The 14,587-nt window shown below is 69.9% G+C and carries 11 protein-coding genes; 8 read left to right on the forward strand and 3 right to left on the reverse strand.

What is annotated here, in order from left to right; translation table 11 throughout:
- Positions 1-163 precede the first annotated feature (163 nt).
- On the forward strand, positions 164-1,786 hold the full coding sequence (locus ACFYWS_RS29075; protein WP_389281326.1) for an amidohydrolase: 1,623 nt from the start codon (positions 164-166) through the stop codon (positions 1,784-1,786).
- A gap of 60 nt (positions 1,787-1,846) precedes the next feature.
- Here ACFYWS_RS29075 and ACFYWS_RS29080 read toward each other — a convergent pair whose 3' ends face one another.
- Positions 1,847-2,791: a multicopper oxidase domain-containing protein gene (locus tag ACFYWS_RS29080; RefSeq protein ID WP_389281566.1), complete on the reverse strand. Its 945-nt coding sequence runs from the start codon at positions 2,789-2,791 to the stop codon at positions 1,847-1,849.
- Positions 2,792-3,048: 257 nt separating this feature from the next.
- Here ACFYWS_RS29080 and ACFYWS_RS29085 point away from each other — a divergent pair, with 257 nt between their 5' ends.
- Positions 3,049-5,562, forward strand: coding sequence for a ThuA domain-containing protein (locus ACFYWS_RS29085; protein WP_389281327.1), 2,514 nt, complete (start codon positions 3,049-3,051; stop codon positions 5,560-5,562).
- Between the two features lie 18 nt (positions 5,563-5,580).
- The gene (locus ACFYWS_RS29090; RefSeq protein ID WP_389281567.1) at positions 5,581-7,755 is read left to right on the forward strand and encodes an OmpL47-type beta-barrel domain-containing protein; all 2,175 of its coding nucleotides are present in this window, start codon (positions 5,581-5,583) and stop codon (positions 7,753-7,755) included.
- A gap of 31 nt (positions 7,756-7,786) precedes the next feature.
- On the opposite strand, the gene ligD is transcribed toward ACFYWS_RS29090, so the two are convergent.
- Positions 7,787-8,818, reverse strand: coding sequence for a non-homologous end-joining DNA ligase (gene ligD / locus ACFYWS_RS29095; RefSeq protein ID WP_389281328.1), 1,032 nt, complete (start codon positions 8,816-8,818; stop codon positions 7,787-7,789).
- 73 nt (positions 8,819-8,891) lie between these two features.
- Between ligD and ACFYWS_RS29100 the strand changes: the two genes are divergently transcribed.
- Together ACFYWS_RS29100 and ACFYWS_RS29105 are read left to right on the forward strand one after the other, a co-directional pair.
- Complete coding sequence (locus ACFYWS_RS29100) at positions 8,892-9,953, forward strand: ATP-dependent DNA ligase (RefSeq protein WP_389281330.1); 1,062 nt, start codon at positions 8,892-8,894, stop codon at positions 9,951-9,953.
- Between the two features lie 186 nt (positions 9,954-10,139).
- The gene (locus ACFYWS_RS29105; protein WP_389281569.1) at positions 10,140-11,036 is read left to right on the forward strand and encodes a DUF3048 domain-containing protein; all 897 of its coding nucleotides are present in this window, start codon (positions 10,140-10,142) and stop codon (positions 11,034-11,036) included.
- 227 nt (positions 11,037-11,263) lie between these two features.
- Here ACFYWS_RS29105 and ACFYWS_RS29110 read toward each other — a convergent pair whose 3' ends face one another.
- Positions 11,264-11,728, reverse strand: coding sequence for a MarR family winged helix-turn-helix transcriptional regulator (locus tag ACFYWS_RS29110; RefSeq protein WP_389281332.1), 465 nt, complete (start codon positions 11,726-11,728; stop codon positions 11,264-11,266).
- Between the two features lie 223 nt (positions 11,729-11,951).
- On the opposite strand from ACFYWS_RS29110, the gene ACFYWS_RS29115 reads away from it, so the two are divergent.
- From ACFYWS_RS29115 to ACFYWS_RS29125, 3 genes are read left to right on the forward strand one after another with little or no spacing between them, the layout of a single operon-like run.
- Positions 11,952-12,716 (forward strand): CoA transferase subunit A, encoded by a 765-nt coding sequence (locus ACFYWS_RS29115; RefSeq protein WP_389281333.1) that lies wholly within the window; start codon positions 11,952-11,954, stop codon positions 12,714-12,716.
- A 2-nt stretch (positions 12,717-12,718) separates the two neighbouring features.
- Positions 12,719-13,363, forward strand: coding sequence for a CoA transferase subunit B (locus tag ACFYWS_RS29120; RefSeq protein WP_389281335.1), 645 nt, complete (start codon positions 12,719-12,721; stop codon positions 13,361-13,363).
- A gap of 8 nt (positions 13,364-13,371) precedes the next feature.
- Positions 13,372-14,583: a thiolase family protein gene (locus ACFYWS_RS29125; RefSeq protein WP_389281571.1), complete on the forward strand. Its 1,212-nt coding sequence runs from the start codon at positions 13,372-13,374 to the stop codon at positions 14,581-14,583.
- The last annotated feature ends 4 nt before the right edge of the window (positions 14,584-14,587 follow it).

Genomic DNA, 14,587 nt, shown 5'->3' on the forward strand with positions numbered 1-14,587 from the left:
CGGCGAGGGGGTTGCGGCCTCGGGGCTCTGCCCCGGACCCCGCGCCTCAATCGCCGGCGGGGCTTTATTGTCCGCGCCTTGCGTCGACAGCAGGGCTTGATTCCTCGGACCGTATGCCGACGTCGGCCGGGGCGGCCGAACCATCCTTAAGGAGATCCGTACCATGCAGCAGCCCGACCTGATCCTTCTCAACGCCCGGATTCTCGATCCGGTCGATGGCGGCAGGCCGCACACCGCGCTCGCCGTCAGCGACGACGTCATCACCGCGCTCGGTGACGACCGCGAGATACGCGCGCTCGCCGGGACCGGCACCGTCACCGTCGACCTCAAGGGCGCCGTCGTGACGCCCGGGCTCGTCGACGGGCACACCCATCCCGCCTCCGGGGCCGAGCTCACCGCCGGGGGCGACCTGTCACGGTGCGTGAGCCTCGATGACGTGCGCGCCGAACTCGGGCGCGCGAAGGAGTCGCTCGCGGACGGTGCCTGGCTGCACGCCTGGGGGCTCGACCCGAATGTGTTCGGGGAGCGGGCCGTGGAGGCGGCGGCAGTGGAGGACGTACTCGGCGGAGTGCCCGCATCGCTTCAACTCTTCGACGGGCATTCGTTGTTGGCGAGCGCCCGCGCCCTCGAACTCGCCGGGATCGACGGTCCCCGCGCCTTCGACCAGGCCGCCGAGATCGTCTGCGACACGGCGGGGCGGCCCACCGGGCTGCTCCTGGAGGACGCCGCGTGCGAACTGGTCGAGCGAGCCGCGCCGCAGCCCACCCGGGCGGAGCGTCGCGAACGGCTCGGACGGGCGCTGCGGGCAATGGCCGCGAGCGGGCTCACCGGTGGGCACGCCATGGACGCCAACGGTGACAGCCTTGAGCTGTACGAGGAGTTGGACGCTGCCGGGGAGCTTGCCGTGCGGCTGCGGGTCGCGCCGTGGTGTCAGCCGGGTGCGGACGCCGATGCCGTGAGCCGGTTGGTTCAACTGGAGGAACGGGGAGGCCAGTTGTGGTCCGTCGACGGGGTCAAGCTGTTCATGGACGGCACCATCGACAACGGCACCGCGTGGCTGGAGCGCCCCGACTGCCACGGCGAGTCCACGCATGCGTTCTGGCCGGACCCAGCCGCGTACACCGACGTCATCACCTCGCTGCACCGTTCCGGTGTGCCCACCGCGACGCACGCCATCGGTGACGCGGCGGTGCGGCACGCGCTCGACTCCGTGGCGAAGGCGCGGGCCGCGGCCCCGGGCGACGTACGGCATCGTGTCGAGCACATCGAGACGGTGCCGGACGACACGGTGCGGCGGTTCGCCGAGCTGGGGGTGATCGCGTCGATGCAGCCCACGCACTGCTGCGACTTCACACGCGCCGACCACAGCGACAACTGGTCGCGGCGGCTCGGCGAGGAGCGGGCGGCGCGGGCCTGGCGCTGCCGGGACCTGTGGGACGCGGGGGCGACGGTGGTGCTCGGTTCGGACTGGCCGATCGCTCCGTACCCGCCACTGGGTGTACTGGCCGGAGCGCGGCACCGTCGGCCGAGCCGGGATCTCGCGCTGCCGCCCCACGGGCCTGAGCAGGCCCTGACCGGCATGGAGGCGCTGCGGGCGATGACCGTGAACGCCGCCTACGCCGCCGGCGAGGAGCGGACCGCGGGGCGGATCGCGGTCGGGTTCCGGGCGGACCTCACGGCGTTCGCCGTGGATCCGGTCGCCGCACCGGCGACCGAACTCCACGAGGTGCCGGTGCAGTTGACGGTGCTCGGCGGTCGGGTGACGCACCGGGCCGCGTCGCTGTAGGCACGTTCTCCATGTCGGCGTGTACGTAGCCGAGTTCGGCGTACCGCTTCGGCATGGTGTTCAGTGGTGCGGCGCGTCGTACGCCGGGATCGTCCCGTCCGCCTTCTTCACGAGGAACAGGCCCGCCATCCCCATGTCCGAGTGGCTCTGGACGTGGCAGTGATACATCCACGCCCCGGCCCCGACGCCCTCCCCCGCGACGATCTGGAACCCGAACGAGTCCGCCGGGCCGCAGATCTTGTTGTCGAGGACCTGGGTCGGGTCGTCGGGGCCCGTGAGCAGGCCCGTGCGATTGTCCGCCCAACGGTGACCGTGCATGTGGAAGGTGTGGTAGTACTCGCCGTGCGTGATCATCACGATCTCGACGCGATCGCCCACCGTGGCCTCGAAGTTGGGGGCTTCATGGGCCGCCTTGTTGTTGATCGTCATGTCGTTGAAGACGATCGTGAAGGTCTTCCCCGGGTCGGGCAGGATGTCGCCCTTTCGGCGCACGATCACCGGGCCGTACAGGCCCTTCCTGATCCCGCCCGTGCCGTGGTCGGTACCGACGACATGGTCGTGGTAATGCCAGTAGCCCGCGGTCCCGGCCCGCCACGTGCCGTCCGTCCTGCGGCCCGGCGCATGCGTGCGCCAGGTGTAGGTGCGGGTGCCGCCCGGTTCGACGTGGCTGCGGTTCATCCGGGTGCCGTCGCTGGAGATCTCGTAGTCCATGCCGTGCACATGAAGGCTCACGTCGACGTCCGTGAGGTTGTGGAACTCGATGTGCGCCGTGTCGCCCTCGTTGAGTTCGATCAGCGGGCCGGGGATGGACGCCTTGCCCTTCTCGAAGCCGTAGCCGAGCTGACCGTCCGCGAGCTTCTCGGCGTACAGCGTGAGGCGTCTGACCTCGCCGCCCGCGGGCGCGGTGCGCGCAGGGGTGTCCGCGCCTGCGGCCGGTCCCGCCGACGCCCCGATGGACAACGATGTCACCCCGGCCGTGGCCGCCACGGCGCCGCCGATCATCATGCGCCGGGTCAGCGCGCGTCGGTCCCGTTCACTCGCCTGCGTCGATTCGTCGCGAGGTTCGTCGTGCTCTGCCACGGCCAACTCCCCATCCTCGTAAGGATTTTCACGTCGCGATGGGCACCGTAGCCACACGATCTTCGTTTATCCACACTCAGGACAAAGTTTGCGTCATCCCGGTCATACCTATTGGCGGACCGCGAAAAGGGGTCTAGCTTCCACCGCGCTGTTGCTGTGTCCGACGAGGGATGGGTGAACACATGCGGCGGTTGTCGCGTCAAAGTCCGTTACCCGTACGAGAGTTCAGAGCGAGCAGAACCAGACGTGCACGTGTCTGGGCGGCCGGGGTCGCCGCGGGAACCCTGGCCGCCGGGCTGCTGAGCGGCCCGGTCGCCAGCGCGCACCCGGCGCCGGAGCCGTCCCCGACAACGATGTCCGTCAAGTCGCCACCCGGCGGCGCGAACGTGCGGGTCCTGGTGTTCTACGGGTCCGCGGCCGGCGGCGACGAGTCGCCCACGGTCAACGCGGGCATCGAGGCGATCGAGAAGATCGGCCGGTCCGGGCCCGAGGCCCAGCGGTTCACGATCACGGCGACGGACGACGCCTCCGTGTTCACGAACGCCACGAAGCTGGGGCGCTTCAACTCGGTCGCCTTCCTGACCGGCGGGGGCGACGTCCTCGACCCCGACCAGGAGGCAGGCCTTGAGGCGTACATGGAGGCGGGCGGCGGTTTCGTCGGCGTCCATGACGCGGCCCGCGCCGAGCCGTACTCGGACTGGTTCACCGGTCTGATCGGGGCCCGGCCCGCCGCGTCGTCGCCAACTACCGCGCAGCGAGCGACCGTTGAGGTCGGCGATCGGCAGAACCCGGCGACCAAGGGCCTGCCGGTGCAGTGGAAGCGCGCGGATCAGTGGCTGAACTGGTCGAAGAACCCGTCCGGCGACGTGCACACGGTCGCGCGGGTCAACGAGTCCACGTACAAGCCGGGCGAGGGCGCGAACGGCGCGGACCACCCGGTGAGTTGGTGCCGTGACTATGACGGCGGCCGGTCCTTCTACACCGGCATGGGGGGCACCGTCTCCTCGTACGACGAGGTGGACTTCCGCGACCATCTGCGCGGCGCGCTGCTGTGGACGACGCGTCTCGTGCGCGCCGACTGCAAGGCCGCCATCAACGCCAACTACAAGGCGGAGCGCCTGACCCAGGCCAATCAGCCCGGTCAGAACGACCAGATCGGCGAGCCCCACGGGCTGGTCACCGCGCCCGACGGCCGGGTGCTGTACATCGGCCGCGGCGGCGCGGACTCGTCCCAGCCGGTGATCACCGACTGGAACAACCCCGACGTCGGCAAGGGCAAGGGTCAGGTCCACGTGTACGACCCGAAGACCAAGAAGGTGACTCTCGCCGGGGAGTTGACCGTCTTCGGAAACAAGGGCGGCGGGGACGAGCTGGTCAAGGTCGAGGAGGGGCTGCTCGGCATCGAGCTGGACCCGGAATTCGAGCAGAACGGGTACGTGTATCTGCACTACACGCCGCACTCGCAGCTCGACCGCGACAAGCAGCTGGCCGAGCGCCGCGTCTCGCGCTTCACGCTCGACCCGAGCACGGACAAGCTGGACCTGAGCAGCGAGAAGGTCCTGCTCAAGTGGCCTGTGCAGGTGCACAGTTGCTGCCACGCTGGCGGCGGGATGGCCTGGGACTCCAAGGGGAACCTGTACATCGCCACCGGTGACAACAACTCCTCGCAGTTCAGTGACGGCTACTCGGGCAACAACCCGCAGCCGAACTACAAGGGCGTCTCGTTCGCCGACGCACGCCGCACCGCGGGCAACACGAACAACCTGAACGGCAAGATCCTGCGGATCCACCCGGAGGCCGACGGGACGTACACCCTGCCTGAGGGCAATCTCTTCACCGGCAAGGAGGACGCCGAGGGCGGCGGCAAGACGCGCGGCGAGATCTACGTGATGGGTGTGCGCAACCCGGCGCGCATCTCGGTCGACACGAAGACGGACACCCTGTACGCGGGGTGGGTCGGCCCGGATGCCGGTGAGCCGTCGACGACCTGGGGTCCGGCCAAGTACGACCAGTTCGCCGTCATCACCAAGGCGAGCAACCGCGGCTGGCCCTACTGCATGGGCAACAAGCAGCCCTACCGCGACCGCAATCTGCCGGACCCGACCAAGCCGCTGGGCTGGTACGACTGCGACCACCCGAAGAACGAGTCGCCGAACAACGACGGTCTCGTCAACCTGCCGCCGGTCACCGGGAACAACATCTGGTACTCGCCGCAGGGCGGCGCTCCGGACTTCCCGCGCGACGCCAACGGCGTGCCCTCGTACAAGCAGTCCGAGGCGAAGTACCTGCTGCCGTGGCTCAAGGGCGGCGGCCAGGCCGCGATGGACGGGCCCGTCTACCGCTACGACGCGTCGGTCCCGAACGCGGACAAGTGGCCGGGCTACTGGGACGGCAAGTGGTTCGTCGGTGACTTCTACGATGCCGACCAGCCGCGCAACGCGGTCCTCACCGACCCGAAGACGCACGGCGACGGATCGATCCCGGTCCACTCCGAGTCCTTGAAGAAGATCATTCCGATCGGCAACGACGGCATCAAGAACCTCATGGACTGGAAGTTCGGTCCCGACGGTGCGCTGTACGTCCTCGACTACGGGCGTGGCTTCTTCACCTCCGACGCCAAGTCGGCGCTGTGGAAGGTCACTTACACCGGTGGCGGAGCGACCCCGGCGGCCGATCAGCTGGCCAGGAAGGGCTGACCCATGCGTAGACGGAGAATGCTGACCGCGCTGCTCGCGGCCCTGCTGATGTGCCTCGGCCTGAGCGGCACCATGCCGGCGTACAGCCAGACGGAGCCCGCCGCGGAGCAGGTGCTGACCTGGACGGCCGGCGACGACATCACGAAGTACACGTCGGCGCCGCAGACGGCGGTCGCAGGCAAGGCGACGATCGTCTTCGAGAACAGCGCGGCGACCGGAAACACCACGGGGATGCCGCACACGTTGACCTTCGACGTGTCGGATCCCGAGTACAACAACGATGTGCCGCTGAACATCCTGGCCAATCCGAACGACGACCAGGGCGGCAAGCACACGGCCGAGGTCACCCTCTCCCCCGGCACGTACCGCTACCACTGCACGATCCCCGGCCACGCCAGCATGGCGGGGACCCTAGTGGTGACGGACGGTGGCGGCGGTGACGACACGACCGCGCCGGAGACCTCGGCGAAGGCCGAGGGGCAGACCAACGCCGACGGCGCGTTCGTCGGGTCCGCGTCCGTCTCGGTCACCGCGACCGACGCGGGTTCGGGCGTCGACAGGATCGAGTACGCCCTGGACGGCGGCGCGTACACGCCGTACACGGCGCCGGTGGTCGTCGACCAGGTCGGCGCGCACACCGTGAAGTACAAGGCGACCGACAAGGCGGGCAACGCCGCCGCCGAGAAGTCGCTCGACTTCACGGTGGTCGCGCCACCGACGGACGACAAGACGCCACCGGAGACCTCTGCGACGGTGACCGGCGACAAGGACGACACCGGCGCGTACGTCGGCATGGCCACGGTGACGGTCACCGCGTCGGACACCGGCTCCGGGGTCAACACCATCGAGTACGCGGTCGGTTCGGACGGCGCCTGGCAGCCGTACACCGCCCCGGTGATGGTCCACGACCCGGGCACGTACACGGTGCGCTACCGGGCCGCGGACAAGGCGGGCAACGCCGCCGCCGAGAAGTCCGTCGACTTCAAGGTCGTGGCGCCGCCCGTCCAGGACAAGACACCTCCGACGGTGTCGCTGGCGGTCGGCGGGGACAAGAACTCCGACGGCGCGTACATCAACAACGCGAAGCTGACGGTGACGGCGACCGATGACATGTCGGGCGTCGACAAGGTCGAGTACTCGCTCGACGGCGGGCCCTATCTCGCGTACACCGCCCCCGTGGTGGTGGACCGGGTGGGCGCCCACTCCGTGGCGTACCGGGCGAGCGACAAGGCGGGCAACGCCGCCGCGGCGCAGACGTTCGTGTTCGCGGTGGCCTCGGGCGGCGGAGTTCCCGCTCCCAACTGCCCGGAGCTGGACGAGCGTTCCACCGTCTTCGTCGGTACGACGGACACCGGTATCCCGAACCGGGTCACCAACAACCGATGCCGTATCGGTGAGTTGATCGAGGACGAGAAGGAGTGGACGTCGCACGCGCTGTTCGTGAAACACGTGAAGACGGTCACCGACAAGCTCCTCAAGGAGGGCGTCGTCGTCCAGCGCGAGTACAACACGATCAACAAGGCGGCGCGGCAGTCCCCGATCGGCACGCCGGGCCAGACCGACGGCTACAAGAAGATCCTGGACGGCACGCAGGAGCAGTTCGCGAAGTGGGAGCAGGTCGGCGGCGGCAAGTTCGCGCTCAATGCCGACGGCTCGATCACCAGCAGCACGACCGTCGACGGCATGGGCATGCTGTGGTTCCCGCAGCGCAAGTACGGCGACTACTCGCTGAAGCTCCAGTGGCGTGACGACGCGCCGGGCACGGGCAACGCCAACGGCGGTGTGTTCGTGCGGTTCCCGCAGGTCCACGACAACCCGGAGGAGTCACGTCCGGAGTGGGTCGCCATCAAGTACGGGCACGAGATCCAGGTGCTCGACAAGCCCGATGGGGACATGTACAAGACCGGTTCGGTCTACGGCTTCGACCGGGTCGGCCTCGCGGGCGCGGGCGTCACCCAGAAGGGCACGTGGAACGACTACGAGATCAAGGTGGTGGACCAGCACTTCTCGATCTACCGCAACGGTGTGCTGATCAACGAGTTCGACAACACCGGCGGCCAGGTCTTCGAACCCCCGCGGGGCGACGACCCGGGCACGGACGGCCGGCGCTACTCCGAGGGGTACGTCGGACTCCAGGTGCACGGCACGACGGACGTCATCTCGTACCGGGACATCCGCGTGAAGGAGCTCTGAGTCACCCTGTAATTCAGTGAGCCCAGCCGGGTCAGTCCTCGTGTCTGGCCCGGCTCGGCTGCACCCGCTTGGGCTCGCCCGGCATCTTCGGGTACTCCGGCGGGTACGGCAGGTCGCCGAGGCCGCGGTCCTTCGCGTCGCGGTCGGCCAGCTCCAGGAGGGCGTCGAGGGAGAACCTCTCCTTGTCCATGTCGGCGTGTACGTCGCCGAGTTCGGCGTACCGCTTCGGCATGGTGACGATGTCGAAGTCGCGGGGCAGCGCGTCGCCCACCTCGTCCCAGGAGAGCGGGGCGGAGACGGGGGCGTGCGGGCGGGCGCGTACCGAGTAGGCGGAGGCGATGGTGCGGTCGCGGGCCGTCTGGTTGTAGTCGACGAAGATGCGCTCGCCCCGCTCCTCCTTCCACCACGCCGTGGTGACGAACTCCGGCATGCGGCGCTCCAGTTCGCGGCCGCAGGCGATCGCGGCGCGGCGCACCTCGGTGAACGTCCAGCGCGGCTCGATGGGCACGAAGACGTGCAGTCCGCGTCCGCCGGAGGTCTTGGGCCAGCCGCGCAGACCGCCGAAGTCGTGGAGCACGGAGCGCAGTTCGCGGGCGGCGTGCACCGCGTCCGCGTAGTCGGTGCCGGGCTGCGGGTCGAGGTCGATGCGCAGTTCGTCGGGGTGGTCGGGGTCGGAGCGGCGCACCGGCCAGGGGTGGAAGGTGAGGGTGCCGTACTGGGCGGCCCAGATCACCGCGGCGATCTCCGTGGGGCACATCTCGTCGGCCGTCCGCCCCGAGGGGAAGGTGATCGTGGCCGTCGGGATCCAGTCGGGCAGGTTCTTCGGCGCTCGCTTCTGGTAGAAGGACTCGCCGGTCACGCCCTCGGGGTAGCGCTCCAGGGTGGTGGGCCGGTCGCGCAGGGCGCGCAGGATGCCGTCGCCGACCGCGAGGAAGTAGTTCGCGAGGTCGAGCTTGGTGTACGTCACCTTCCCGCCGTCGGGGAAGAACACCTTGTCGGGGCTGGACAGACGCACCGTCCGACCGCCCGCTTCCAGTTGCACTGCCGCGCCCTTGCCGCCCATGCGCTCACGCTAGGCCGAAAGGACGTAACGCGCATACCGGGCGATACATCACCGTAGAAGACAGAATCGGGGCATGGATCTCCCCGTGATGCCGCCGGTCAAGCCGATGCTCGCCAAGTCCGCAGCCAAGATCCCCGCCGGGCTGCACTACGAGGCGAAGTGGGACGGCTTCCGGGCGATCGTGTTCCGCGACGGGCCGGAGATCGAGCTCACGAGTCGGACCACCAAGTCTCTGACCAGGTACTTTCCCGAGCTGGTCGCGGCGCTCGCCGAGCGGCTCCCGGAGCGTTGCGTGCTCGACGGGGAGATCGTGATCGCGCGGGACGGGCGGCTCGACTTCGACGCGCTCACCGAGCGGATCCACCCGGCGGCCTCCCGGGTGAAGACCCTGGCCGAGCGCACCCCGGCGTCGTTCGTGGCCTTCGACGTCCTGGCGCTCGGCTCCGAGTCCACGGTCGAGCTGCCGCTGTCCGACCGCAGACCGCTCCTGGAACAGGCCCTCGCGAACGCCTCGGCCCCGCTGCACCTGGCGCCCGCCACCACCGACGCGGAACTCGCCCAGACCTGGTTCGAGCAGTACGAGGGCGCGGGCCTCGACGGCGTCGTCGCCAAGCCGCTCACCCTGCGCTACCGGCAGGACGAACGCGTCATGCTCAAGATCAAGCACGAGCGGACCGCGGACTGCGTGGTCGCCGGCTACCGCTTCCACAAGAGCGGCCCGGTCGTCGGCTCCCTCCTCCTCGGTCTGTACGACGACGCGGGCGCTCTGCAGCACGTCGGGGTCTGCGCGGCGTTCACGATGAAGCGCCGCACCGAGCTGATCGCCGAGCTGGACCCGCTGCGCATGGACCCCGCCGACGGCCACCCGTGGGCGGCGTGGACCGACGAGGCGGCGCACGAGGGCAGGCGGATGCCGGGCGCCACCAGCCGCTGGACCGGCAAGAAGGACCTCTCCTGGATCCCGCTGCGCCCCGACCTGGTGGCCGAGGTGGCCTACGAGCACATGGAGAACGGCGCCCGCTTCCGCCACACGGCCCGCTTCCGCCGCTGGCGCCCGGACCGCACACCGCAGAGCTGTACGTACGCGCAGTTGGAGGAGCCGGTGCGGTTCGACCTGGCGGATGTGCTGCGCTGAGCGTGTGACGGGGGCGCTGCGTGGGGGGACCGGGCGGGGGCGCCGTACCGGCCGGCACTCCGGTCTGGTGCCCATGGCCGCACCAGCGCGTCCCTCCCTTCCCCCGGTCGGAACGATCTCGCGGCCGGACACGCTCCCCCGGAGTGAGCCGGGTGAGCCCGTGGGTATCCATGAGGCGTGGACGAGATGCGCAGGCGTGCGGTCGTGGTCGGGGCTCTCGGGATGTTCGCCTCGGCGTGTACGGCGAGTCGGCTACCCGGGGACGGGAGTTCGGAGTCGGCGCGTGCGCCGCTGCTCGCCGTGAAGATCGACAACGTGGGGGCGGCGCGGCCGCAGACCGGGCTCGACGAGGCCGACCTCGTGTACGTGGAGCAGGTCGAGGCCGGACTCAGCCGGCTGATGGCGGTGTTCGGCTCGCGGCTGCCCGCTGTGGTCGGGCCGGTGCGCAGCGCCCGTGAGACCGATCTTGAGCTGCTGCGCCAGTTCGACCGGCCGACGCTGGCGTACTCGGGGGCGCAGAGCGCGCTGCGGCCCTCGATCGACGCGGCGCCGCTGCGGGCGGTGCCGCCGGGCGAGGGTGGCGCCGCGTTCTTCCGGGGCTCGGACAGGCCCGCGCCGCACAACCTGTATCTGCGGCCCGCGAAGCTGGGTGATCCCGCGGCAGGGGTGCACGCGGGGACGGCGGCCGGGTTCGAGTTCGCCGAGCGGGCGCCCAAGGGGGGTCGGGCGGAGACGGAGCACACGGTGCGGTTCCCCGCGGCCAGGTTCACCTTCAACTGGTCGGCGGAGCAAGGCCGTTGGCTGGTGTCCATGGACGGACGCGCCGCGACGACGGCGACCGGAAAGCGGCTCGGCGCCCCGACGGTCGTCGTCCAGTACGTCGACGTTGAACCGTCCCGCTTCCACGACCGCTCGGGCAACACGTCGCCGCTGTCGCGGACGGTCGGGGGTGGCCGGGCGCGCGTCCTCCGGGGTGGCCGGGCCTACGATGCGACGTGGCGCCGCCCTACCCCCACGGACGGTACGACCTTCAGCGTTCCGTTCACCCCGGGCCCCGTGTGGGTCATCCTGACCGAACGCTAGCGCCCAGCCGTGGTCACGGCCTCGGGGCTCCGCCCCGGACCCCGCTGCTCAATCGCCGCAGGGGCTTGAAATAGCAATACCCATCCCCGCCGATGATCGAGGCAGCGGGCTTGAAATCTCGACCCGTCGGCGACAAAGCCCGCACAATCAAGCCCCGCCGGCGATTGAGGCGCGGGGTCCGGGGCGGAGCCCCGAGGCCGCAACGCCGGGTGGGCGCAACAGGAAGCTCAGGCCCCCGCCACCTCCACCTCACCCGGATACCGAAGGCCCTCCGCCTCGTCGCACACCCGCTGGATCAGGTCGAAGAACACCCCCCGCTCGGCCGCATCGAGCGGCGCCAGGAAGATCTGGTTCATCCGGGCCGTCCGCACGGCCAGCTTCTTGTGCGTGCGCAACCCCCCGGGCGTAAGACGGAGCAACCAGCGACGGCCGTCCTGCGGGTCACGGACCTTGTCGACCAGTTCGCGCCGCGTGAGCCGGGTGACCACCTCCGCGATGGTGGACCGGTCGAGGCCGACCCGCTCCCCCACGGTGCGCTGATCCAGGCCCGGCTCGGCCACCAGCGCGTTGAGGACCGCGAACTGCGGCGACGTGATCTCCTCGGAGACCATCGTGTTCCACAGCAGATAGTGCGCCTGCTGGAGCCGCCGGGCGAGATGCCCGGGATGGGTGGTCAGATCCACCGCGGCCATGGCGGTCCTCCGTCTGCAGTCAGTACGCCGCTGAACACGGCCGTGCACTGAGCAAGGATCCGGCAAGCCGCAGCCGCTTGTCGAGTCCATTCGCGCATTTCCCTGGGAACTCTTGACGGTTCACACACCCAGTGGCAACGTGAGCGACATCCAGAAAATGCTCAGTGCGCTGAGCACTTCATGTTTACTCGTGAGCACTTCGCGGAGAAGAGGGCCGGCAGGGATGGACAAGGTTGTCGCCACGGCCGCACAGGCCGTCGCCGACGTAGGGGACGGTTCGTCCCTCGCGGTCGGCGGGTTCGGCTTGAGCGGCGTGCCGAACGTGTTGATCAAGGCGCTGTACGAGCAGGGCACAGGGAACCTGTCGGTGGTGTCGAACAACTGCGGCGCCATGGACTCCGGCCTCGCCGTCCTGCTGAGCGCCGGGCGGATCACCCGCGTCACGGGCTCGTACATCGGCGGGAACAAGGAGTTCGGGCGCCAGTACCTGGCCGGCGAGATCGAGGTCGAGATGATCCCGCAGGGCACGCTCGCCGAGCGGCTGCGCTCGGGCGGCGCGGGCATCCCCGCCTTCTACACCCCGGCCGGCGTCGGCACCCAGGTCGCCGACGGCGGCCTGCCCTGGCGCTACGACGGCAACGGCGGGGTCGCCCTCGCCTCGCCGCCCAAGGAGGTGCGGGAGTTCGACGGCGTCGAGTACGTCCTTGAGCGCGGCATCCGCACGGACTTCGCGCTCGTCCGCGCCGCCAAGGGCGACCGGCACGGCAACCTCGTCTTCAACAAGTCCACGCAGAACTTCAACCCCCTCGCCGCGCAGGCCGGAAAGATCACGATCGCCGAGGTGGAGGAACTGGTGGAGCCGGGCGAGATCGAGCCGGACGCCGTACATCTGCCGGGCATCTTCGTGCAGCGCGTCATCGCCCTGACGCCGGAGCAGTCCGCCGACAAGGGCATCGAGAAGCGGACCGTTTCGGAGGCGAGCAACTAGCCATGGCCTGGACACGAGAAGAGATGGCCGCCCGCGCCGCCCGCGAGCTGCGCGACGGACAGTACGTGAACCTCGGCATCGGCCTGCCGACGCTGATCCCCAACTACCTCGGCGGTGACGTCGAGGTGATCCTGGAGTCCGAGAACGGGATCCTGGGCACCGGCCCGTACCCCACCGACGACGCGGTCGACCCCGACCTGATCAACGCGGGCAAGGAGACGGTCACCGTCCTGCCGGGTGCCTCGTTCTTCGACTCCGCGCTCTCCTTCGGGATGATCCGCGGCGGCCACATCGACGTCGCCGTGCTCGGCGCCATGCAGGTGTCGGCGGGCGGCGACCTGGCCAACTGGGCCGTGCCCGGCAAGATGATCACCGGCATCGGCGGCGCCATGGACCTCGTCCACGGCGCCCGTACCGTCCTGGTCACCATGACGCACACCGCGAAGGACGGCTCCCCGAAGATCGTCGAGGAGTGCTCGCTGCCGCTCACCGGCAAGGGCTGCGTCGACCGCATCATCACCGACCTCGCCGTCCTCGACGTGACCGAAAGCGGCCTGGAACTGGTCGAGTTGGCGCCGGGCGTCACCGCCGACGAAGTCGTCGAGAAGACCGCGGCGAAGGTACGCGTCCCGGAGGCCGCCAAGTGAGCAGTGCAGTGAACCGCGTCAAGGACGTCTACATCGTCGATGCCGTACGCAGCCCCATCGGCCGCTACAACGGCGCCCTCGCGGCCGTCCGCCCGGACGACCTCGCCGCGCACGCGATCCGTGAACTGGTCGCCCGTACACCGCAGTTGGACCCGTCCAGGATCGAGGACGTGTACTTCGGCAACGCCAACGGCGCGGGCGAGGAGAACCGCAACGTGGCCCGCATGGCGGGGCTGCTCGCCGGGCTGCCCACGTCCGTCCCGGGCGTGACCGTGAACCGGCTGTGCGCCTCCGGTCTTGAGGCCGTGATCCAGGCGGCCCGCGCCATCGCGATCGGCGACGCGTCCATCGCCGTCGCCGGTGGCGTCGAGTCGATGACGCGCGCGCCCTACGTGCTGCCGAAGAACGACAAGCCGTTCCCGGCCGCGAGCACCGAACTGTTCTCCACCACGCTGGGCTGGCGCATGGTCAACCCGAAGATGGAGCCGCAGTGGACGGTCCCGCTCGGTGAGTCGGCCGAACTCATCGCCGACAAGCACCACATCACGCGCGAGCAGCAGGACGAGTTCGCGCTCGCCAGCCACCAGAAGGCCGCCGAGGCACAGAAGAACGGCCTGTTCGACGCCGAACTCGCTTCCGTCACCATCCCGCAGCGCAAGGGCGACCCGACGGTCGTCGACGCCGACGAATCGGTCCGCGCGACCACCACCCTCGAAGCGATGGCGAAGCTCAAGCCGTCCTTCCGCAAGGACGGTGGCACGGTCACGGCGGGCAACGCCTCGCCGCTGAACGACGGCGCCGCGGCGCTGCTCCTCGTCGACGAGGAGGGCCTGAAGGCCACCGGTCGCGAGCCGCTCGCCCGGATCTCCGCCACCGGTCTCTCCGCGATCGACCCGCACTACTTCGGGCTCGCGCCCGTCGAGGCGACGAACCGGGCGCTCGCCAAGGCGGGCAAGGGATTCGCCGACCTGTCGACACTGGAGCTGAACGAGGCGTTCGCCGCGCAGGTGCTCGGCTGCGTCGCCGAATGGCCCGAGTTCGACCCGGCGGTCCTCAACCCGCAGGGCGGCGCCATCGCGCTGGGCCACCCGCTCGGCGCTTCCGGCGCCCGGCTCGCCGGGACGGTCGCCCACCAGCTCGCCCGCAAGGGCTCCGGCGTCGGCGTCGCCACGCTCTGCATCGGCGTGGGCCAGGGCCTCGCCCTCGTCCTGGAACGTTAGGAAG

It is taken from the genome of Streptomyces sp. NPDC002795, from assembly GCF_042888725.1.
In the GTDB taxonomy this organism is placed as follows: domain Bacteria; phylum Actinomycetota; class Actinomycetes; order Streptomycetales; family Streptomycetaceae; genus Streptomyces.

Excerpts from the sequence above, each read along its gene's own strand:
- ligD (WP_389281328.1), bottom strand. The coding sequence starts at position 8,818 with ATGGGCGGCAAGGGCGCGGCAGTGCAACTGGAAGCGGGCGGTCGGACG.
- ACFYWS_RS29100 (WP_389281330.1), top strand. The coding sequence starts at position 8,892 with ATGGATCTCCCCGTGATGCCGCCGGTCAAGCCGATGCTCGCCAAGTCC.
- ACFYWS_RS29115 (WP_389281333.1), top strand. The coding sequence starts at position 11,952 with ATGGACAAGGTTGTCGCCACGGCCGCACAGGCCGTCGCCGACGTAGGG.
- ACFYWS_RS29085 (WP_389281327.1), top strand. The coding sequence starts at position 3,049 with ATGCGGCGGTTGTCGCGTCAAAGTCCGTTACCCGTACGAGAGTTCAGA.
- ACFYWS_RS29120 (WP_389281335.1), top strand. The coding sequence starts at position 12,719 with ATGGCCTGGACACGAGAAGAGATGGCCGCCCGCGCCGCCCGCGAGCTG.
- ACFYWS_RS29075 (WP_389281326.1), top strand. The coding sequence starts at position 164 with ATGCAGCAGCCCGACCTGATCCTTCTCAACGCCCGGATTCTCGATCCG.
- ACFYWS_RS29090 (WP_389281567.1), top strand. The coding sequence starts at position 5,581 with ATGCTGACCGCGCTGCTCGCGGCCCTGCTGATGTGCCTCGGCCTGAGC.
- ACFYWS_RS29080 (WP_389281566.1), bottom strand. The coding sequence starts at position 2,791 with ATGATGATCGGCGGCGCCGTGGCGGCCACGGCCGGGGTGACATCGTTG.
- ACFYWS_RS29110 (WP_389281332.1), bottom strand. The coding sequence starts at position 11,728 with ATGGCCGCGGTGGATCTGACCACCCATCCCGGGCATCTCGCCCGGCGG.
- ACFYWS_RS29105 (WP_389281569.1), top strand. The coding sequence starts at position 10,140 with ATGCGCAGGCGTGCGGTCGTGGTCGGGGCTCTCGGGATGTTCGCCTCG.